Origin of the sequence: Novilysobacter erysipheiresistens (assembly GCF_036663935.1) — a bacterium.
Taxonomy (GTDB): domain Bacteria; phylum Pseudomonadota; class Gammaproteobacteria; order Xanthomonadales; family Xanthomonadaceae; genus Novilysobacter; species Novilysobacter erysipheiresistens.
The window spans coordinates 584,204-603,492 of record NZ_JAXGFP010000001.1; the positions used below are offsets into that span (position 1 = coordinate 584,204).

At 66.5% G+C, this 19,289-nt stretch carries 19 protein-coding genes; 10 read left to right on the top strand and 9 right to left on the bottom strand.

Annotation, left to right across the window (positions count from 1 at the left end; translation table 11 throughout):
- Positions 1-10: 10 nt before the first annotated feature.
- The 6 genes from SNE34_RS02865 to ykgO form a co-directional block, all read right to left on the bottom strand.
- Positions 11-877 carry an alpha/beta hydrolase gene (locus SNE34_RS02865; protein ID WP_332614491.1) on the bottom strand — a complete coding sequence of 289 codons (867 nt, stop codon included), beginning with the start codon at positions 875-877 and terminating at the stop codon, positions 11-13.
- Between the two features lie 81 nt (positions 878-958).
- Complete coding sequence (locus SNE34_RS02870) at positions 959-1,567, bottom strand: TetR/AcrR family transcriptional regulator (RefSeq protein ID WP_332614492.1); 609 nt, start codon at positions 1,565-1,567, stop codon at positions 959-961.
- A gap of 138 nt (positions 1,568-1,705) precedes the next feature.
- A complete protein-coding gene (locus SNE34_RS02875) occupies positions 1,706-2,611 on the bottom strand; it encodes a carbon-nitrogen hydrolase (RefSeq protein WP_332614494.1) in 906 nt (301 codons plus the stop codon).
- A complete protein-coding gene (locus SNE34_RS02880; RefSeq protein WP_332614496.1) occupies positions 2,611-3,639 on the bottom strand; it encodes an agmatine deiminase family protein in 1,029 nt (342 codons plus the stop codon). The genes SNE34_RS02875 and SNE34_RS02880 overlap by 1 nt, the downstream gene beginning before the upstream one ends.
- 18 nt (positions 3,640-3,657) lie before the next feature.
- A complete protein-coding gene (locus tag SNE34_RS02885; protein ID WP_332614497.1) occupies positions 3,658-3,996 on the bottom strand; it encodes a hypothetical protein in 339 nt (112 codons plus the stop codon).
- Between the two features lie 192 nt (positions 3,997-4,188).
- On the bottom strand, positions 4,189-4,314 hold the full coding sequence (gene ykgO / locus SNE34_RS02890; protein WP_091238229.1) for a type B 50S ribosomal protein L36: 126 nt from the start codon (positions 4,312-4,314) through the stop codon (positions 4,189-4,191).
- A 155-nt stretch (positions 4,315-4,469) separates the two neighbouring features.
- Between ykgO and cmk the strand changes: the two genes are divergently transcribed.
- The 9 genes from cmk (at position 4,470) to SNE34_RS02935 (ending at position 14,142) form a co-directional block, all read left to right on the top strand.
- Positions 4,470-5,159, top strand: a complete 690-nt coding sequence (gene cmk / locus SNE34_RS02895; RefSeq protein WP_332614504.1) for a (d)CMP kinase — start codon at positions 4,470-4,472, stop codon at positions 5,157-5,159.
- Positions 5,160-5,309: 150 nt separating this feature from the next.
- Positions 5,310-7,007: a 30S ribosomal protein S1 gene (rpsA, locus tag SNE34_RS02900; RefSeq protein WP_332614506.1), complete on the top strand. Its 1,698-nt coding sequence runs from the start codon at positions 5,310-5,312 to the stop codon at positions 7,005-7,007.
- A gap of 127 nt (positions 7,008-7,134) precedes the next feature.
- Complete coding sequence (locus tag SNE34_RS02905) at positions 7,135-7,437, top strand: integration host factor subunit beta (protein WP_332614507.1); 303 nt, start codon at positions 7,135-7,137, stop codon at positions 7,435-7,437.
- Positions 7,438-7,521: 84 nt separating this feature from the next.
- Positions 7,522-7,788 carry a LapA family protein gene (locus tag SNE34_RS02910; RefSeq protein ID WP_332614508.1) on the top strand — a complete coding sequence of 89 codons (267 nt, stop codon included), beginning with the start codon at positions 7,522-7,524 and terminating at the stop codon, positions 7,786-7,788.
- A gap of 2 nt (positions 7,789-7,790) precedes the next feature.
- Positions 7,791-8,969 carry a lipopolysaccharide assembly protein LapB gene (gene lapB / locus SNE34_RS02915; protein WP_332614510.1) on the top strand — a complete coding sequence of 393 codons (1,179 nt, stop codon included), beginning with the start codon at positions 7,791-7,793 and terminating at the stop codon, positions 8,967-8,969.
- A gap of 5 nt (positions 8,970-8,974) precedes the next feature.
- Complete coding sequence (locus SNE34_RS02920) at positions 8,975-9,982, top strand: MraY family glycosyltransferase (RefSeq protein ID WP_425604443.1); 1,008 nt, start codon at positions 8,975-8,977, stop codon at positions 9,980-9,982.
- The gene (locus tag SNE34_RS02925; protein ID WP_332614514.1) at positions 9,979-11,889 is read left to right on the top strand and encodes a polysaccharide biosynthesis protein; all 1,911 of its coding nucleotides are present in this window, start codon (positions 9,979-9,981) and stop codon (positions 11,887-11,889) included. Before SNE34_RS02920 ends, SNE34_RS02925 begins: the two co-directional genes overlap by 4 nt.
- Entirely contained in the window at positions 11,889-12,788 is a 900-nt protein-coding gene (gene galU, locus SNE34_RS02930) for a UTP--glucose-1-phosphate uridylyltransferase GalU (protein ID WP_332614515.1), read from the top strand. Before SNE34_RS02925 ends, galU begins: the two co-directional genes overlap by 1 nt.
- A gap of 130 nt (positions 12,789-12,918) precedes the next feature.
- Entirely contained in the window at positions 12,919-14,142 is a 1,224-nt protein-coding gene (locus SNE34_RS02935; RefSeq protein WP_332614517.1) for an NAD(P)/FAD-dependent oxidoreductase, read from the top strand.
- Positions 14,143-14,294: 152 nt separating this feature from the next.
- Here the strand turns inward: SNE34_RS02935 and SNE34_RS02940 are convergent, their stop codons facing one another.
- From SNE34_RS02940 to SNE34_RS02950, 3 genes are read right to left on the bottom strand one after another with little or no spacing between them, the layout of a single operon-like run.
- Positions 14,295-15,497: an acetyl-CoA C-acyltransferase gene (locus tag SNE34_RS02940; protein WP_332614520.1), complete on the bottom strand. Its 1,203-nt coding sequence runs from the start codon at positions 15,495-15,497 to the stop codon at positions 14,295-14,297.
- 21 nt (positions 15,498-15,518) lie between these two features.
- Entirely contained in the window at positions 15,519-17,894 is a 2,376-nt protein-coding gene (locus SNE34_RS02945) for a 3-hydroxyacyl-CoA dehydrogenase/enoyl-CoA hydratase family protein (protein WP_332614523.1), read from the bottom strand.
- A 40-nt stretch (positions 17,895-17,934) separates the two neighbouring features.
- The gene (locus SNE34_RS02950) at positions 17,935-18,555 is read right to left on the bottom strand and encodes a TetR/AcrR family transcriptional regulator (RefSeq protein WP_332614525.1); all 621 of its coding nucleotides are present in this window, start codon (positions 18,553-18,555) and stop codon (positions 17,935-17,937) included.
- 264 nt (positions 18,556-18,819) lie between these two features.
- On the opposite strand from SNE34_RS02950, the gene ndk reads away from it, so the two are divergent.
- Entirely contained in the window at positions 18,820-19,245 is a 426-nt protein-coding gene (gene ndk, locus SNE34_RS02955; protein ID WP_332614527.1) for a nucleoside-diphosphate kinase, read from the top strand.
- The last annotated feature ends 44 nt before the right edge of the window (positions 19,246-19,289 follow it).

A 19,289-nucleotide genomic window follows, 5' to 3' on the forward strand; every position in this document is an offset into this window, starting at 1 on the left:
GCGCCGGGGTTCAGGCTACGCTGCGGGCCAGGTCCGGCGAAGACACCACCCGCTCGCCCACACTCTGGCCACGCAGGAATCCCAGTGCGGCGGCAATGACGCCCGCGTCGTCCAGGATCCGGTGGTGGCCCAGCCCGCGCGTGCTCAACAGTCGCGCGCGCGGCCAGTGGCAGGCCCAGCGCTCGCCTTCGGACCACGGGACCTCGCGGTCTTCGAGGTCATGCACGACGAGCGCCGGCCGGTCGATGCCGGGTGCGTTGTTCTCGGCCTGCAGGTCGGCGAAGCGCATTGACAGACGCGCCTCGAACATCTCGAACACGCGTTGGCGCAAATGATCGGGCAGGCCGATCTCGCGCGCGAACCGCCGTCCCGCATCGACCGGATCGGCGGCCGGTGCGACCAGCACCGCGCAGTCGGCCTGCAAGCCGCGCGCCAACGCCAGGCCGGCCGCGGCGCCGCCGAGCGAGTGGCCGATGACCGCCGCTGCCGGGCCATGGCGGCGACCGACCTCGAGCAGCCGCGCGGTGAACTCCGGCAGGTTGGTCTGGTTGCCGTCGCTACGGCCGTGGGCGGCCTGGTCGAACGCCACCACGGCATACCCAGCGGCGCGCAAGGAACCAACCCACGGCAGGATGCGCGCGCCGTAGCTGGACCAGCCGTGGGCAAACAGGACGTAGGGCTGGGCGGTTGGGTCACCCCAGACGTATTCGGCGACGGCCGTGCCGGCGCCCTCGCAGCTTGCCAAGCGGGCGTCGTCGATCGGCGCGGCTTGGGCGCGCCGCCGGGATCCGGGGTAGGGCGTGCAGAACATCGACCCAGCACGTTCCACGGTGGTTCGCGGCATCAGCCGACCGCCCAGTTGGAATCGCAGCCGCATCAGTTTCCATGCAATAAAAGTACGAACGATCGTGCTAATTTTGATCGATGGCTTGGACATGGCGGAACCTCGGGCAGGTCTTCAGTGGGGGGAGTAGGTGTCGATCAAGCGGTCATACGCGCGTCGACCACGCGCAACCGTGGACTCGTAGCCGTACAGGCCGGCATCGTGATGGACCAGTAGCGGCAGCGCGTAGATCTCGAACGCGAGCTGTTCGACGTCGGTGTCGGCAAGCAGCTCGCCGTTGTCGACGGCCAGCGACACCGCATGGGCGAGCGCCTGTCGCCATTGCCGGTCCTGTCGCAACAGCAGGTCTCGTTGCGGTCCCGGGCGATCGTCGTATTCGCCGACCGCCGCCAGGAACAGGCAGCCGCCGTCATCGGCGTGGCGCACCCAGTCGAACCACTGCTCGACGATCGCCCGCAAGCGTGCCAGTCCGCGCGGTCGGCTCAGGGCCGGCTGGAAGACGTGGGCGACAAACCGGCGGGCCGCGTCGTCCAGCACCGCCAGTTGCAGGTCTTCGCGCGAGCCGAAATGGGCGAATAGGCCGCTCTTGGACATGCCGACCCCCTGCGCCAGCGCCCCGATCGACAGGCCTTCCAACCCGGCCGAACAGGCGATGGCGTAGGCATGGTCGAGGATCGCTTCGCGGGTGGCGGCACCCTTGGCGGTGGCGGCGGCAGTGGTCATGCCGGAAAAATAGCACGACCGTTCGATCTGGCGCGACCGTTCGTCGTCTTCTGTAGGAGCGGCTTCAGCCGCGATCGGATGCCGGGTCGCTCGTCCGGTTTCCCGATCGCGGCTGAAGCCGCTCCTACAGGGTCTGTCCTAGTCGCGGTATCGCTTCAACAGGTCGCCGTAGGCATCGATCCGGCGGTCGCGCAGGAACGGCCAGATCCGTCGCACGTGTTCACTGCGTTGCAGGTCGACTTCGGCCATCAGGATTTCCGGCTCGCCGCCGGCATCGGCGAGGAACTCGCCCTGCGGCCCGAGCACATGGCTGCTGCCCCAGAAGTCGATGCCCGACGCGTCCAGCGGCGACGGCTCGTGGCCGACCCGGTTGCACGACAGCACCGGCAGGCCGTTGGCGACCGCATGGCCGCGGTGGCTGAGGATCCAGGCATCGCGTTGGCGGCCCTTCTCGGCCTGGTCGTCGTCGGGATCCCAGCCGATCGCGGTCGGGTACAGCAGCAACTCGGCGCCGGCCAGCGCCATCAGCCGTGCGCCCTCCGGATACCACTGGTCCCAGCAGACCAGCACGCCGAGGCGGCCGACCGAGGTGTCGATCGGCTCGAACCCCATGTCGCCCGGGGTGAAGTAGAACTTCTCCTGGAAGCCGGGATCGTCCGGGATGTGCATCTTGCGGTACTTGCCGGCGGTGCTGCCGTCGGCGTCGAACACCACCGCCGTGTTGTGGTACAGCCCGGCCGCGCGGCGCTCGAACAGCGAGCTGACCAGCACCACGCCGTGTTGTTTCGCGAGCTTGCCGAGGCGCTCGGTGCTGGGGCCGGGGATCGGCTCGGCGCGGTCGAACTCGTCCACCGATTCGTGCTGGCAGAAATAGGCGCCGTTGTGCAGCTCCTGCAGCAGCACCAGCTTCGCACCCTGTTTTGCCGCCTCGGCGACGCGCTGCTCGATCACCGTGAGGTTGGCGTCGGCATTGCCTTCGCCGCGGTCGATGACGGCGCGTTCCTGGATCAGGGCGACGGGCAGGGTGCGGGTGGGCTTGGACATCAGACGAGGCCTTCGGGCAATTGCATGGTGATGCAGTGCAGGCTGCCGTTCTGCCAGATCAGCGAACGGCACGGCACGGGAACGATCTCGCGGCCGGGGAAGGCTTTTTCAAGCACGGCGGCGGCCTCGCGGTCGGCCGGGTCGTCGTAGGCCGGCATCAGCACCGCGCCGTTGATGATCAGGAAGTTCGCATAGCTGGCGGCGAGGCGGCGGCCCTGGTCGATCACCGGCTGCGGCCACGGCAGCGGGAACAGCCGGTAGGGCTGGCCCTCGCGGGTGCGCAGGGCGGCCAGTTCGGCGGCCATCGCCTGCAGCTCGGCGTGGTGCGAATCGGTCGGGTCGTCGCAGGCCTGGTAGACGATCGCGTCGGGCGCGGCGAAACGGGCGAGGGTGTCGATATGGGCGTCGGTGTCGTCGCCTTCCAGGTAGCCGTGATCGAGCCAGAGCACGCGGTCCTGGTGCAGCCAGTCGGCCAGTCGGGCGTCGAGCGACGCGCGGCTGGCGTCGGGGTGACGCTCGTTCAGGCACTTCCAGGTGGTCAACAGGGTGCCGGCACCATCGGTTTCGATCGCGCCGCCTTCCAGTGCGAAATCAATGGATTGCCGCGAGCTGTTGGAAAACGTGTCGATGTCGAGCAGACCCTCGACGAGCTGGTCGTCGCGAGTGGCCTCGAACTTGCCGCCCCAGCCGGTGAAGCGGAAGTCGAGCAGCCGGAAGCCGTCGCGGCCGCGCAGGCTGATCGGCCCGGAGTCGCGCAGCCAGGTGTCGTCGTAGGCGATCTCGATGAAACGCACCCGCTCCATGTCGATCCGTGCCGACGACAGCCGCGCCCGCGCGTAGGCCTGGACGTCGTCATCGGCGACGCAGATGAGGATCGGCTGGAAGCGGGTGATCGCCGCGACCAGCGCGATGTAGGTCTCCTCGACCTCGCCAAGCCGCTCGGCCCAGTCGGTATCGGCATGCGGCCACGCGATCAGGACCGCCGACTGGGGTTCCCATTCGGCGGGAAAACGGAGGGACTCACTCATCGGTGGCGGCGGCTCGTATCAGAGGATGGGCGGCTTCGGGCCGATCTCGCTGGCGTCGGCCTTGTTGGCGACGACGTCGATCACCCGGGTGTTCTCGAAGTAGACGGTGAACGCGGGGTAGACCCAGCGGTTGATCGTCGGCCACTGGCTCTTCTGGCCGCCGCGCGGATCCATGCGCTGGGCCGGAGCGCCATAGGCGGCCTCGATCTGCGCCATGCTCTGGCCGCGGGCGGGCAGGGTGGCAGTGTTCTCTTCCTGCACACGCTCGATCAGCAGGGTTTCGGCGGAGGCGGTGCCGGCAAGGGCCAGCGTGGCGAACAGTGGCAGCGCGACGATCAGCGTTTTGGCAGCTTTCATGTAATTCCCCTTTCCCCTTGGCAAGTGCCCGGATTGTAAGCGCCTGCCGCGACTGGCGGCAGCGCATGCGCGTCACGAATCGACGTCGCGGCCGAAAAGCAGGAAAGCCGCCCGGAGGCGGCTTTCTTGGCAATGCGCAGTCACATCCGGTAGGCATGCCTCGGCGCCGGAGCGCCTTGCATACCTACTGTTTCAGCGCTGGCGCGCCTTGAAACGCGGGTTCGACTTGCAGATCACGAAGACCTTGCCACGACGGCGGACGACTTTGCAGTCGCGGTGACGGGTCTTCGCCGACTTCAGGGAGTTCAGGACCTTCATGACAGCCTCGGTAACTAGGGATAAATGAGCAAGCCGCCTATTCTAGCGGCTGTTTGCCAGCCGGATCAAGCGCTTGCGCGCAATTTCGTCCTGCGACGGGTCCCGTCGGCCGGCCGGAGGCGCAAGCAACTGCCTCGGCCCCGCATAATACGGCGATGACAACGACCGACACCACCACCATCCCCGTGCTCACGATCGATGGACCGTCCGGCTCCGGCAAGGGCACCATCAGCCGGCTGGTCGCGCAGCGACTGGGATGGCATTACCTGGATTCGGGCGCGCTGTACCGGGCCGTGGGCGTCGCCGCCGGCTGGGGCGACATCGACCTCTCCGACCCCGCTGCGCTGGTGCGCTGCACCTTCGACACCGAGATCGCGTTCCGCGACGACGGCAAGGAGCTGCGGGTGCTGGTCAACGGCAGCGACGCCACCGACGAGCTGCGTACCGAGACCGCCGGCGCCGCGGCCTCGGCCATCGCCGCGATCCCCGAGGTCCGGTCCGCCCTGAAAGCCCGCCAGCGCGCGTTCCGGCAGCCGCCAGGCCTGGTCACCGATGGCCGTGACATGGGGACGGTGATCTTCCCGGATGCCGCCCACAAGGTGTTCCTCACCGCCAGCGCCGAGGAGCGGGCCGAAAGGCGCTATAAGCAGTTGAATGACAAGGGGGTTTCCGTTACATTGGCTGGTCTGCTACGGGAGATCCTGGCCCGTGACGCCCGCGATGCCAGTCGCGCGGTGGCTCCGTTGCGCCCGGCCGATGACGCCGTCCACATCGACACCACCGGGCTTGGCATCGACGAGGTGGTCGATCGCGTGCTGGCGCTGTTGCCGGCGCGCGAGGCCTGAGTCGCACGTAGCAGAAGAGCCCCGATCGCAATCCTGCGGCGGGAAACCAACCAACACATGGTGCAGTTCCATCGCACCACATAACGGGTGGGTCGACCACGCGCTGCGCTGCAGCCGGTGCGACCCGTGTGTTCAAACGGATAATTTCCAATGACCGAATCATTTGCAGAACTGTTCGAACAGAGCCAGGAATACCTGGCCAAGCTGAAGCCGGGCGCGATCGTCGTCGGTACCGTCGTCGAGGTCCGTGGCGACGTGGTGGTGATCAACGCCGGCCTGAAGTCCGAAGGCATCGTGCCGATCGAACAGTTCCGTAACGACGACGGCGAGATCGACGTCGGCGTGGGCGACCAGGTCAAGGTCGCCCTCGACTCCATCGAGAATGGCTTTGGCGAGACCGTGCTGTCGCGCGAGAAGGCCAAGCGCGCGATGGTGTGGGACGAGCTCGAGGAAGCGCTCGAGAAGAACGAGACCATCACCGGCCGCATCAGCGGCAAGGTCAAGGGTGGTTTCACCGTCGACATCAAGGACGTCCGCGGCTTCCTGCCCGGTTCGCTGGTCGACGTGCGCCCGGTGCGCGACTCGACCTACCTGGAAGGCAAGGAACTCGAGTTCAAGCTGATCAAGCTGGACCGCAAGCGCAACAACATCGTCGTCTCCCGCCGCGCGGTGGTCGAGAGCGAGCATTCGGAAGAGCGCGAGCAACTGCTCGAGAAGCTGGTCGAGGGCGCGGTGCTGAAGGGCGTGGTCAAGAACCTCACCGATTACGGCGCGTTCGTGGACCTCGGCGGCATCGACGGCCTGCTGCACATCACCGACATGGCCTGGAAGCGCGTGCGCCATCCGTCCGAAGTCGTCGAAGTCGGCCAGGAGATGGACGTCCGTGTGCTCAAGTACGACCGCGAGCGCAACCGCGTCAGCCTCGGCCTCAAGCAGCTGGGCGAGGATCCGTGGGACAACATCGCGCGCCGCTACCCGGCCGACACCCGCGTGTTCGGCAAGGTCTCCAACGTCACCGATTACGGCGCGTTCGTCGAGATCGAGCCGGGCGTCGAGGGCCTGGTCCACGTGTCCGAGATGGACTGGACCAACAAGAACGTCAACCCGTCCAAGATCGTGCAGGTCGGTGACGAGGTCCAGGTCATGGTCCTCGACGTCGACGAGGAGCGTCGCCGCATCTCGCTGGGCATGAAGCAGGTCTCGTCCAATCCGTGGGAGACCTTCGCGGTCCTGCACAAGAAGGGCGACAAGGTCGAAGGCCAGATCAAGTCGATCACCGACTTCGGCATCTTCATCGGCCTGGACGGCGGCATCGACGGCCTGGTCCACCTGTCCGACATCAGCTGGAACACCACCGGCGAAGAGCTGGTCCGCAACTTCAAGAAGGGCGACACCCTTGAAGCCGTGGTGCTGGCGGTCGACCCGGAGCGCGAGCGCATCAGCCTCGGCGTGAAGCAGATGGAGCAGGATCCGTTCGGCCAGTACATGGCGTCGAACGCACGCGGATCGGTCGTCACCGGCAAGGTCAAGGAAGTCGACGCCAAGGGCGCGACGATCGAGCTGGCCGACGGCATCGAGGGCTACGTGGCCGCCCGCGACATCTCCAAGGAGCGTGTCGACGACGCCAGCAAGGTGCTTAAGGTTGGCGACGAGATCGAAGCCCGCTTCATCGGCATGGACCGCAAGGGCCGCACGATGCAGCTGTCGATCAAGGGCAAGGACGAGGCGGAGATGCAGGAGGCCGTGGCCGATTACAACCGTTCTTCCGCGGCTTCGGCCGACGCCGCCAGCGGCACCACCAAGCTGGGCGCGTTGCTGCGCGAACAGCTCAACAACAAGTCCGAGTAATTCCCGGATTGGCTGTTTGATGCACGCTGTAATGCGGTAACAAGGGGACGGCCCGGCTTCGGCCAGGCCGTCCTTTTTTCTGCCAGGGGATTTTCGACCTGGCCATATTCGAGCTGTCGTCCTGCCCATGACCAAGTCAGAACTCATCGAGATACTCGCCCAGCGTCAGGCCCACCTGAAGAGCGAGGACGTGGATCTTTCGGTGAAGGCGCTGCTGGAGATGATGGGTGGGTCGCTGGCCAACGGCGAGCGGATCGAGATCCGCGGCTTCGGCAGTTTCTCGCTGCATTACCGGCCACCACGGCTGGGTCGCAACCCCAAGACCGGTGAATCGGTCGCGCTGCCCGGCAAGCACGTTCCGCATTTCAAGCCCGGCAAGGAACTGCGCGAGCGCGTCAGTAACGCGACGCCGCTCGACGAGGCCGACTGAGGCCGGTTGTTGCCACGGGGGTGCCGCCCTGCGCTGCAGGTCGGCTAAGCTATTTGCCGAACAGGGAACCGTCCGGAGACTGACATGCGCTTGATCCGTTTTCTCGTGGCGTTCGCCTGTCTTGCGCTCGGCGCCGTGGTTGGTGCGCTCAATCGCCAACTCATTTCCATCGACCTCGGCGTCGTCCACCTCCCGACCAATCTCGGGGTCGCGCTGATCGTGGCCTTGCTCATCGGCGTACTGATTGGCGGCTTGGCGATCAGCGCCAGCCTGGTGTTGCCGTTGCGTCGCCGCCTCGCGCGCGTCGAACGCCAGCAACGCGTCGCGCCGCTGGACGCAGGGACTGACTGACCGTGGCCTTCATCAGCGAGTGGTTCTGGTTCTTCCTGTTGCTGCCGATCGCGGCGGTCAGCGGCTGGGTGATCGGTCGGCGCGGCGGTGAACGCCACAGCGACAACCAGGTAAGCCGGTTGTCGACCACTTATTTTCGCGGCCTCAACTACCTGCTCAACGAACAGCCCGACAAGGCGATCGAGTTGTTCCTGCACATCGCCGAACTCGACAAGGACACCTTCGAGACCCAGGTCGCGCTCGGCCACCTGTTCCGTCGACGTGGCGAGGTCGACCGCGCGATCCGATTGCACCAGGCGCTGGTGCAGCGCCCGGGCCTGAGCGACCAGCAGAAGGTCCAGGCATTGCTCGCATTGGGCGAGGACTACATGCGCTCGGGCCTGCTCGACCGTGCCGAAACGGTGTTCAGCGACCTGGTCGACCTCGACATGCGCGCGCCGCTGGCGCTGCGCCACCTCATCAACATCTACCAGTCCGAGCGCGACTGGGGCAAGGCGATCGAGAACGCACGGCGCTACGAGGCCGCGACTTCCGAGCCCATGGGCAAGCTGATCGCGCAGTTCGAATGCGAACTGGCCGATCGACACCGCGCCGCGGGCGAAGCCGACGCCGCCCGCGCTGCCGTCGCCCGCGCCTACGAGGCCGACGCCAACTCGGTGCGCGCCGGCATCCTGGAAGGGCGGCTGGAAACCGAGCGCGGCAACGATGCGGGCGCGATCCGTGCGTTCGAGCGGGTGTCCCGCCACGACCCGGACTATCTCCCGGAAGTGTTGCCTGCGCTGCTGGCCAGCTATGAACGGGTCGCCGACACCACGGGTGCCCGTGCATTCCTCGCAGAGATGTGCGAGCACTACCGCGGCATCGCCCCGGTGCTCGCGTTGACCCGCATGGTTGAGGCCGAGGACGGCGTGCCCGCCGCGCGCGCCTACCTCGCGCAGCAACTCAAGGACCGCCCATCGGTTCGCGGCGAAGCGGCGCTGATAGACCTGACCCTGGCCGAAGGCGCCGATCCGGCGGCGACCCTGCACGACCTCAAGCACATCACCGACCAACTGCTTGTGCGCAATCCGAGCTACCGCTGCAACCGTTGCGGTTTCGGTGCGCGCAGCCACCACTGGCAATGCCCGAGCTGCAAGGAATGGGGCTCGGTCAAGCCATTGTTGAACTACGCGGTGGTCTGAGCGGCATGCTGGGCTGGTTGATCCTGCACACGGGAATCGGTGCGGCCGGGACCTGGCTGGCGCGGCGATACGCCTTGCAGCGCAATCTGCTCGACCTTCCCGGCGCGCGCCGCAGCCATGACGTCGCGACGCCTCGCGGAGGCGGCATCGCGATCGTGCTGGCGCTGGTGGTCGCGGCGGTCGCGCTGGCGCTGCGGGCGCCCGGGCAGGCGATATTGATGACGGCCTTCGCCGTCGGAACCCTGCTAGTGGCGACGGTTGGCTGGATCGACGACCACAGACCGCTTTCGCCATGGCTGCGGCTGTCGGTGCACGTGTTGGCAGGAGGGGTATTCGCGGCGGCGATGCAGCATGGATTCGGCAATGTATGGGTATCGCTGTCGGCGTTTGCAGCGACTGTGGTATTGACCAACGTCTGGAACTTCATGGACGGCATCAATGGGATTGCCGCGACCCAGGCATTGCTTGCCGCGGTGGCGGTGGCGGTGGCGCTGGCGGGGGCCGGCGTCTGGATGTTGATTGCGCTGGCGCTGGCCGCGGCCTGCCTGGGCTTCCTTCCATTCAACTTCCCCCAGGCGCGGATATTCATGGGCGATGTGGGCAGTGGCGCAATTGGATTTGCGATCGCCGCGTTGGCCATGGTCGCGGTGGCCCGGCAGGGAAATGGCGCAATATCGTTGATGCTGCCGTTGTCGCCGTTCCTGGTCGATGCCGGTCTGACCCTCTTGCGTCGCCTGGTCCGCGGCGAGCGCTGGTGGACCCCGCACACCCAGCACGCCTACCAGGTGTGGGCCCGACGCAGGGGTCACGCTGTCGTCACGCTGGCCTACGTTGCATGGTCGGCAACGGGTGTGGCCGTCATGATCGTGATGGATGGCCTTCCCGCGATTATCATGTTGCGAATCTGTGTCGCGTGGTATCTGGCTGCGGTCCTGGCATGGTGGTGGGTGCAGCGATTGGAAACCGGTGGCAATGGAACGGAACGAGTGCCGATGAAGAAGAGCAGCGAATGAGTGCCTGGAAGGATTGGTGGTCGAGTGGGTCGCCGCGGCTTGCCGTCGTGCTGCACGACCTCGCGATGGTTTGGGTGGCCTGGCAGGGACTGCATCGTTTGCGCTTCGGGGTGATGTTGCACCCGCCGGCGATGTCGTGGTGGTCGACCGAGGTCGCGGTGGTACTGGTCGCGCAGGGGCTGGTGTTCTGGCAGGTCGGCCTGTACCGGGGGTTGTGGCGATTCGCCAGCGTTCCCGACTTGTGGAACATCTTCAAGGCGAGCGCATTCGGACTGTTCGCGATCGCGCTCGCATTGGGCCTGTACAACCGCTGGGAGATGGTGTCGCGCATCGCGCTGGTGTTGTACCCGCTGGTGCTGATGGGTCTCCTGGGCGCGCCCCGGCTGCTGTATCGCGCCTGGAAGGACAGCCGCATGGATCGTGGCGGGCAGGCGTCCGTACGAATCCTGATCCTCGGTGCCGGCCATGCCGGCGAAGCGCTGGTGCGCGACCTCCGGCGTTTCGGTACCTACCAGCCGGCCGGCTTCCTGGATGACGCCAGTCGACTGCGCGGCTCCAAGGTACAGGGCGTGCCGGTACTCGGCCGAATCGACGAGGTCGCCGAAATCGCGCGCGAGACCGCCGCGAGGCTGCTGGTGATCGCGATGCCGTCGGCCGATGCCGATGCAATGCAACGTGTGGTGGTGGCCTGTGAGCAATCCGGCCTGCCGTTCCGGATGGTGCCGCGACTGCGCGACGTGCTCGAGGGCCGATCGTTGCCGGGCGAACTCAAGGAGGTCGCGATCGAGGACCTCCTTGGCCGCCAGCCGGTGCTGCCGGACTGGAAGGCGATACGCAGCTGGCTGGGGGCGCGCTCGGTACTCGTGACCGGTGCGGGTGGTTCGATCGGTTCCGAGCTGTGCCGCCAATGCGCGCGCCACGGCGCCCGCCGGATCACGCTGGTGGAGCGCGACGAACTGGCGCTGATCAGTGCCGAGACCTCCCTGCGCCGCGACTTCCCCGACCTGGAGTACATCCCGGTACTGGGTGACTGCGGTGATCCGGCGGTGATTGCCTTTGCGTTGCAGACAGCGGAACCCGAAGCCGTGTTCCATGCGGCGGCCTACAAGCATGTGCCGCTGCTGGAAACCCAACTGCGCGAGGCGGTGCGCAACAACGTACTGGCGACCGAAACGCTGGCGCGTGCCTGTCGCGAGACCGGCGTAGGCACTTTCGTGCTGATCTCGACCGACAAGGCCGTGGATCCGGGCAACGTGCTTGGCGCCACCAAGCGCCTGGCCGAGATGACCTGCCAGGCATTGGCCGACCAGTGCGGCACCCGCTTCGTGACCGTGCGGTTCGGCAACGTGCTCGACTCCGCCGGCAGCGTGGTGCCGTTGTTCCGCGAACAGATCCGCAACGGTGGACCGGTCACCGTGACCGATCCGGAAGTGACCCGCTACTTCATGACCATCCCCGAAGCGTGCCAGTTGATCCTGCAGGCATCCGCGATCGGAACCCACGAAGCCATCTATACCCTCGACATGGGCGAGCCCGTGCCGATCCGGGTGCTGGCCGAGCAGATGATCCGCCTCGCCGGCAAGCAGCCCGGTCGCGACATCTCGATCACCTATACCGGTTTGCGTCCTGGCGAAAAGCTCCACGAAACCCTGTTCCACGCCGACGAGCGCTATCGCGCCACCGCGCACCCGAAGATCCTGCTGGCCGAGCCTCGGGCGATTTCGATGCAGGGAATGGAAATCGGCATGCAACAGTTGCGTGAAGCTTCCGATCGTTACGACCGCGATGCCATGGGCCGCGTGCTGCGTGCGCTCGTTCCCGAGTTCCAGCCGATTGGCGACCACGCCGCGTCGCAGCCGCCTGCCACCGTCGTCGCCTTTCCATCCCGCATCGCAAGGAAGACCTGATGGCTGCACGCATCCGCAAGGCCGTGTTTCCCGTTGCCGGCCTGGGTACCCGGTTCCTCCCCGCCACCAAGACCGTTCCCAAGGAGATGCTGCCGATCATCGATCGGCCGCTGATCCAGTACGCGGTGGACGAGGCGATCGAGGCCGGCTGCGACACGTTGGTCTTCGTTACCAACCGCTACAAGCACGCCGTTGCCGACTACTTCGACAAGGCCTATGAGCTCGAGCAGAAGCTCGAGCGGGCCGGCAAGACGGAACAGCTGGAGCTGATCCGCAACGTGCTGCCGCGCGGCGTGCGCGCCGTGTTCGTGACCCAGACTGAGGCATTGGGCCTGGGGCACGCGGTGCTGTGCGCGAAGCCCGTCGTGGGTGATGAGCCGTTCGCGGTGATCCTGCCCGACGACCTAATCTGGAACCGCGGCGCGGGCGCGCTGAAGCAGATGGCCGACGCCGCGGAGGAGAGTGGGGCGAGCATGATCGCGGTGCAGGACGTGCCGCGCGACAAGACCGGCAGTTACGGTATCGTCGCCACCGAAGACTTCGCCGAGCGCCAGGGCCGCATCACCGCGATGGTCGAGAAGCCCCAGCCGGCCGACGCGCCGAGCACGCTGGCGGTGGTCGGCCGCTACGTGCTCAATCCGCGCATCTTCCAGTTGCTCGAAAGCACTCGTCCGGGCGCTGGCGGCGAGATCCAGCTGACCGACGCGATCGCGGCGTTGCTTGCCGAAGAGACGGTGAATGCCTACCGCTTCCGGGGAACCCGTTTTGACTGCGGCACCCATATCGGCCTGATCGAGGCGACCATCCGTTATGCCCTCGACCACGAAAAACTCAGTGATGCCGCGTCCGGACTGATGCAGGACGCGCTTCGGGAAATGGGCGTCACCGAACTGCAGTGAGTTATCCGCCCGGCGCCGGGTGGCAGAGCCTGCGCCGGTGCGTCACCATCAAGGGATGGCTCAGACGCATCGACCGACGGCTTCCTCCTACTATCGATCTACCCTGCAGGGACGCGTTCCTTGCGCGCCGTTGAGCGGGTCGGCCGACGCCAGTGTCTGCATCATCGGCGGCGGCTTCGCCGGCCTCAACACGGCACTGGGCCTCGCCGAACGAGGCGTACCGGACGTGGTTTTGCTGGAGGCCGAGGAGATCGCGCACGGGGCGTCGGGGCGCAATGGCGGGTTCGTCTTCGGCGGTTTCTCCCGTGGCGAGGAGGCCTTGTTGCGCGAACTCGGCCCGCGTCGCGCGAAAGCGCTGTACACCGGCACGCTCGACGCGGTGGAACTGATCCGCCGCCGTATCCGGGAACACGCGATCGATTGCGATGTCACCGAGGCCGGGATGATCTGGGCCAACTGGTTCCGCGACCCCGAGGTCCCGCGTGCGCGGCAACAATTACTTGCCGAACACTACGGCGTCGACTGGGAATGGGTGCCGCAAGCCGCGTTGCGCGAGCTTCTGCACACCGAGCGCTATTCCGATGGGTTGTTCGAGCGCCAGGGCTTCCATTTCCACCCGTTGAAGTACGCGGTCGGCCTGGCCGAACGGGCCTCGGCGTCCGGGGTGGCGGTGCATGAGCACAGCCCGGCGGTGTCACTCCAACGCGTCGGCGCGAAGTGGCGGGTGCGGACGCCCCAAGGCGAACTCGAGGCCGAACAGGTTGTGCTGGCCTGTGGCGGCTATCTCGCCGGCCTGCGAGCGAAGGTCGACGCCGGAGTGATGCCGATTGCCACCTACGTGATGGTCACCGAATCGCTCGGCACGCGCATGGACGAGGTGATGAGTACGCGGGCGGCCGTCTACGACACCCGCTTCGCGTTCGATTACTACCGGCCGTTGCCGGACAACCGGCTGCTGTGGGGCGGGCGGATCTCGGTGCTGGACCGCTCGCCCGATGCGGTCAAACGGCTGTTATATCGCGACCTGCTGAAGGTATTCCCGCAACTCGACGGGATCGGCATCGACCACGCCTGGTCCGGGCTCATGAGCTATGCGCGCCACCAGATGCCGCAGGTTGGCCGGATCGACGACGGCCTATGGCTGGCGCAAGCGTTCGGCGGTCACGGGGTCGCGCCGACCACGTTCGCCGGCGAGGTGGTCGCATCGGCGATCGCGGAAGGGGATACCCGCTGGCAGGAGTTCAGCGACTACGGGCTGGTTTCGGCGTTGAAGCCCGCAGGTTTCATTGGCGCGCAGCTGAGCTACTGGTGGGCGGAAGCGAAGGACGCGTGGAAGGCCGCGACCGAGCGTTGAATCCCGGCGCCCAGCGAATTGTAGGAGCGGCTTCAGCCGCGATCTGAAAACCGGACGAGCGACCAGGCATCCGATCGCGGCTGAAGCCGCTCCTACAAAAAGCCCCGCATCATGGACGGACCGGGCACGCGACGCGCCCGGTCTACATGCGCCTACAGCGCCTCGAACACGCCCGCAGCGCCCATGCCGGTGCCGATGCACATCGTCACCATGCCGTACTTCTGCTGCTGTCGACGCACACCCTGCACGATCGTTGCGGTGCGCCCCGCACCGGTCGCGCCGAGCGGGTGGCCGAGCGCGATCGCGCCACCGAGCGGGTTGATCTTCGCCGGGTCCAACCCACAATCGCGGATCACTGCCAGCGATTGCGCAGCGAAGGCTTCATTGAGTTCGATCCAGTCGAGCTGGTCCTGGGTGATGCCGGCCTGCTTGAGTGCCAGCGGGATCGCCGCGATCGGGCCGATGCCCATCACTTCCGGACGCACGCCGGCGACCGAGAAGCTGACCAGCCGCGCCAGCGGGGTCAGGCCGTAATCCTTGATCGCCTGCTCCGAGGCCAGCAGCATCGCGCCCGCACCATCGCTCATCTGCGAGCTGTTGCCGGCGGTCACGCTGCCACCGAACTGGCCATTACGGAACACCGGCTTGAGCTTCGCCAGGCCCTCGATCGTCGAACCCGGACGCGGGCCTTCGTCGGTGTCGACCAGGGTCTTGCGCAACTGGATGGTATTGCCGGCGAGGTCTGGCACGTGCGATATGACTTCGAGCGGGCTGATCTCGTCCTGGAACGCGCCGGCCTCGATCGCCTTCAGTGCCTTCAGGTGCGACTCCAGCGCGAACGCGTCCTGGTCCTCGCGCGAGATTTTCCACTCCTCGGCGACCTTTTCGGCGGTGATGCCCATGCCATACGCGATCGCGACATGGTCGTCCTTGAACACGCTGGGCGACAGCGCGACCTTGTTGCCCATCATCGGCACCATCGACATCGATTCGGTGCCGCCGGCCAGCATCAGGTCGGCCTGGCCGAGGCGGATCTGGTCGGCCGCCAGCGCGACCGACTGCAGGCCCGACGAGCAGAAGCGGTTGATCGTCTGCGCCGGGATGGTGTGCGGCAGGCCCGCCAGCAGCACGCCGATGCGCGCCACGTTCATGCCTTGCTCGGCCTCGGGCATGGCGCAACCGATGATGGCGTCGCCGATGCGGTTGACGTCGATGCCCGGCGCCTGCGCAAGCACGGCCTTGAGCACGTGGGCCAGCATGTCGTCGGGACGGGTGTTGGCGAACACGCCGCGCGCCTTGCCGACCGGGGTGCGGGTGGCGGCGACGATGTAGGCGTCTTGAACTTGCTTGGTCATGGGTAATGTCCTCGTCGTCGCTTAGTTGCGGAGCGGCTTGCCGGTCTTGAGCATGTGCGCGATGCGCTCCTGGGTCTTGGGCATCTGCGCCAGCTCGACGAAGTGCTGCCGCTCCAGCTTCAGCAGCCAGTCCTCGTCGACCACCGAATGCCGGTCGACCTCGCCGCCGCACAGCACGGTGGCGATCCGGGTCGCGATCTCGTAGTCGTGCTGCGAGATGAAATAGCCCTCCAGCATGTTGACCAGCAGCATCTTGAAGGTGGCGATGCCGACGTCGCCGGCAACCCGGATGCCACGCGCCGGCAGCGGCGGGCGATAACCGGACTCGGCCAGCACGCGGGCTTGGGCCTTGGCCACGTGCAGCAGTTCGAAGGCGTTGAACACCACCACGTCGTCTTGGCGCGCCAGTTGCAGGTTCTTGGCCTCGACCGCCGAGGTGGAGACCTTGGCCATCGCCACGGTCTCGAACACCGTCTTGAGCTCGGCGAAGGCGTCGCCGTTCGCGCCGGCCGCATCGGAGGCGCGTACCGCCAACTCTTTCAGGCCGCCACCGGCCGGCAGCAGGCCGACGCCGGCCTCGACCAGTCCGACATAGCTTTCCAGCCCCAGCACGGTACGCGCCGAATGCATCTGGAACTCGCAACCGCCACCCAGGGCCAGCCCGCGCACCGCGGCGACCACCGGCACCAGCGAGTACTTGATCCGCTGGCTGGTGGCCTGGAAGTTGGCGACCATCGCCTCGAAGCCCTTGACGTCGCCAGCCTGCAGCAGGCCCAGCGCACCGGCCAAGTCGGCACCGGCGGAAAACGGCTCCTTCGGCTGCCAGATCACCAGTCCGGCGAAGTCTTTCTCGGCGCGGGCAACCGCTTCCTGCAGGCCGTCAAGTACCTGGTCGGACACGGTGTGCATCTTGGTCTTGAAGCTGACCACCGCGATGCCGTCGCCCTCGTCGGCCCACATCCGCACGCCGTCGTTCTCGAACACGGTGCGACCCTTCGAGGGCTTCTCGCCGATCAACGCATCCGGGAACCGCTGGCGCGCATACACCGGGTTGTCCGAACGCGGCACCGTGGCATCGCGATTGGGGCTGTAGCTGCCGGCATCGGCATGCACGCCCTCGCGGCCGTCGAACACCCAGTCGGGCAGGGTGGCGTTGCTCATCGCGTCGCCGGACACGATGTCCTCGGCGATCCAGTCGGCGACCTGCTTCCAGCCGGCGGCCTGCCAGCTCTCGAACGGACCGACCGACCAGCCGTAGCCCCAGCGCATCGCGAGGTCGACATCGCGCGCGGTCTCGGCGATGTCCTTGAGGTGGAATGCGCTGTAGTGGAAGGTGTCGCGGAAGCAGGCCCACAGGAACTTCGCCTGCGGGTGCTTGCTGGCGCGCATGGCGGCGAACTTCTTCGCCGGATCCTTCTCCTTCAGCAGCGCGGCGACCTCCGGATCAAGCTCCGGCGCAGACGGCCGGTAGTCCTGCGCCTTCAGGTCGAGGACCAGGATGTCCTTGCCCTTCTTGGTGTAGAAGCCGGCGCCGGTCTTGGCCCCGAGCGCGCTCTTCTCGACCAGCCCGGCCAGCCACTTCGGCGCCTTGAAATACTTGTGCCACGGATCGTCGGGCAGGGTGTCGGCCATGGTCTTGATGACATGGGCCATGGTGTCCAGCCCGACCACGTCGGCGGTGCGGTAGGTCGCAGACTTCGGGCGGCCGATCGCCGGGCCGGTGAGGGCATCGACGGTGTCGAAGCCGAGCTTGAACTGCTCGGTGTGGTGCATCGCCGCCAGCATCGAGAACACGCCGATGCGGTTGCCGATGAAGTTCGGGGTGTCGCGCGCGATCACCACGCCCTTGCCGAGGGTGGTGGTCAGGAAGGTCTCGAGGTTCGCCAGCACCGCCGGGTCGGTGGCCTTGGCCGGGATGAGCTCGGCCAGATGCATGTACCGCGGCGGGTTGAAGAAATGCACGCCGCAGAAACGCGGGCGCAGCGCCTCGGGCAATACGTCGGCGAGCTTGTTGATGCCCAGTCCCGAGGTGTTGCTGGCCAGGACCGCATGGCTGGCGACGTGCGGGGCGACCTTCTTGTAGAGGTCCTGCTTCCATTCCATCTTCTCGGCGATCGCCTCGATGATCAGGTCGCAGCCGTTCAGCAGGTCCAGCCCGGTCTCGTAGTTGGCGGCGACGATCCGCTTGGCCAGTGCCTTGTCGGCAAGCGGGGCGGGGCTGAGCTTGGCCAGTCCGGCAATCGCCTTGTCAACCACGCCATTAGGATTGCCTTCCTTGGCGGGCAGATCGAACAGCACGGTGTCGACGCCGGCGTTGGTCAGGTGGGCGGCGATCTGCGCGCCCATCACGCCGGCGCCGAGAACTGCCGCGCGGCGTACAAGTAGTTTCTCGGACATTTCAGTAACTCCTTGAAAAATCTTAATTATGAGATTGAGACTAGCTATTGAATGCCGCGGCCGCGAACCGGATAAGTTCACGCGCCGCACGTTCCCTATGGGCCTTCTCGGCCGTGCCCGAGGGCCGCTTGATCAGTCCGAAATCGGCCATCGCGTAGGTCAGCGCCCCGGCCAGGAAGTCCAGCCGCCAGTACAACTCCTCCTTGCTCAAGCCCGGCACGCAGGCCGCGATCGCCTTGGCGAAATCACGCAGCACGTGGCCGTAGTGGTCGGACAGGAACTTGCGCAGGCTGTCGTTCTTCTCCGCGTAGGCGCGCGCGACCACGCGGACGAAAGCCGCGCCACCATGGCGGTCCTGGGCGATCGCCAGGGCGGGTTCCACAAACGCGGCCAGGATCGGTTCCAGCTCGCCCGGATGCTTCTCCAGCGCGGCTTTCAGGGCCGACAGACGATGCGCGCTCATCTCGTCCATGCGGCGCCGGAAGACCTCGTTGACGAGGTTCTCCTTGCTGCCGAAGTGGTAGTTGACCGCGGCAATGTTGACGTCGGCGCGGCTGGTAACCTGCCGCAGCGAGGTCCCGCTGAAGCCGAACTGGGCGAACAGTTCCTCGGCGGCGCCGAGGATGCGGTCCTTGGTGGAAAAGTGGGCGGTGGCAGCCATGGTCGTCCGTTGGGGGTAGGGCGCCCGCTGGGGCGGTTAATCAAACGCTTGTTTGATGCTACGACCGGGCGAGGGTTACCGTCAACGCGTGACCGTAAAGAATCGCGAAACAATGCGCCTCGGCACTGCAAAAGCGCATGACGATCCGGTAGTATTACCGCAGCCATATCGGCTAAACCCGCGTCCTGACGCGGGTTTTTCTGTTATCCTCGGGCGCGAACCCACGACAAAAGGGTCGCGCGCCCGCCTACCCGGAGACATCCCATGGCGCTCGAGCGCACCCTGTCCATCATCAAGCCCGATGCCGTCGCCAAGAACGTCATCGGCGAGATCTACACCCGTTTCGAGAAGGCTGGCCTGAAGGTCGTCGCCTCGAAGATGAAGCACCTGTCCAAGGCCGAGGCCGAGGGTTTCTACGCCGTCCACCGTGAGCGCCCGTTCTTCAACGCGCTGGTCGAGTTCATGATCTCCGGCCCGGTGATGATCCAGGCGCTCGAAGGCGACAACGCGGTGTCCAAGCACCGTGACCTGATGGGCGCCACCAACCCGAAGGAAGCCGCCGCCGGCACCATCCGCGCCGACTTCGCCGACAGCATCGACGCCAACGCGGTGCACGGCTCGGACAGCCTGGAGAATGCCGCGAACGAGATCGCGTACTTCTTTCCGGCGACCGACGTCTTCACCCGCTGAACCACACCGAAACACAAGGCCATGACCGGTAACCGCGACAACAC

Excerpts from the sequence above, each read along its gene's own strand:
- SNE34_RS02865 (WP_332614491.1), bottom strand. The coding sequence starts at position 877 with ATGCGGCTGCGATTCCAACTGGGCGGTCGGCTGATGCCGCGAACCACC.
- SNE34_RS02870 (WP_332614492.1), bottom strand. The coding sequence starts at position 1,567 with ATGACCACTGCCGCCGCCACCGCCAAGGGTGCCGCCACCCGCGAAGCG.
- SNE34_RS02875 (WP_332614494.1), bottom strand. The coding sequence starts at position 2,611 with ATGTCCAAGCCCACCCGCACCCTGCCCGTCGCCCTGATCCAGGAACGC.
- SNE34_RS02880 (WP_332614496.1), bottom strand. The coding sequence starts at position 3,639 with ATGAGTGAGTCCCTCCGTTTTCCCGCCGAATGGGAACCCCAGTCGGCG.
- SNE34_RS02885 (WP_332614497.1), bottom strand. The coding sequence starts at position 3,996 with ATGAAAGCTGCCAAAACGCTGATCGTCGCGCTGCCACTGTTCGCCACG.
- ykgO (WP_091238229.1), bottom strand. The coding sequence starts at position 4,314 with ATGAAGGTCCTGAACTCCCTGAAGTCGGCGAAGACCCGTCACCGCGAC.
- cmk (WP_332614504.1), top strand. The coding sequence starts at position 4,470 with ATGACAACGACCGACACCACCACCATCCCCGTGCTCACGATCGATGGA.
- rpsA (WP_332614506.1), top strand. The coding sequence starts at position 5,310 with ATGACCGAATCATTTGCAGAACTGTTCGAACAGAGCCAGGAATACCTG.
- SNE34_RS02905 (WP_332614507.1), top strand. The coding sequence starts at position 7,135 with ATGACCAAGTCAGAACTCATCGAGATACTCGCCCAGCGTCAGGCCCAC.
- SNE34_RS02910 (WP_332614508.1), top strand. The coding sequence starts at position 7,522 with ATGCGCTTGATCCGTTTTCTCGTGGCGTTCGCCTGTCTTGCGCTCGGC.
- SNE34_RS02920 (WP_425604443.1), top strand. The coding sequence starts at position 8,975 with ATGCTGGGCTGGTTGATCCTGCACACGGGAATCGGTGCGGCCGGGACC.
- SNE34_RS02925 (WP_332614514.1), top strand. The coding sequence starts at position 9,979 with ATGAGTGCCTGGAAGGATTGGTGGTCGAGTGGGTCGCCGCGGCTTGCC.
- galU (WP_332614515.1), top strand. The coding sequence starts at position 11,889 with ATGGCTGCACGCATCCGCAAGGCCGTGTTTCCCGTTGCCGGCCTGGGT.
- SNE34_RS02940 (WP_332614520.1), bottom strand. The coding sequence starts at position 15,497 with ATGACCAAGCAAGTTCAAGACGCCTACATCGTCGCCGCCACCCGCACC.
- SNE34_RS02945 (WP_332614523.1), bottom strand. The coding sequence starts at position 17,894 with ATGTCCGAGAAACTACTTGTACGCCGCGCGGCAGTTCTCGGCGCCGGC.
- SNE34_RS02950 (WP_332614525.1), bottom strand. The coding sequence starts at position 18,555 with ATGGCTGCCACCGCCCACTTTTCCACCAAGGACCGCATCCTCGGCGCC.
- ndk (WP_332614527.1), top strand. The coding sequence starts at position 18,820 with ATGGCGCTCGAGCGCACCCTGTCCATCATCAAGCCCGATGCCGTCGCC.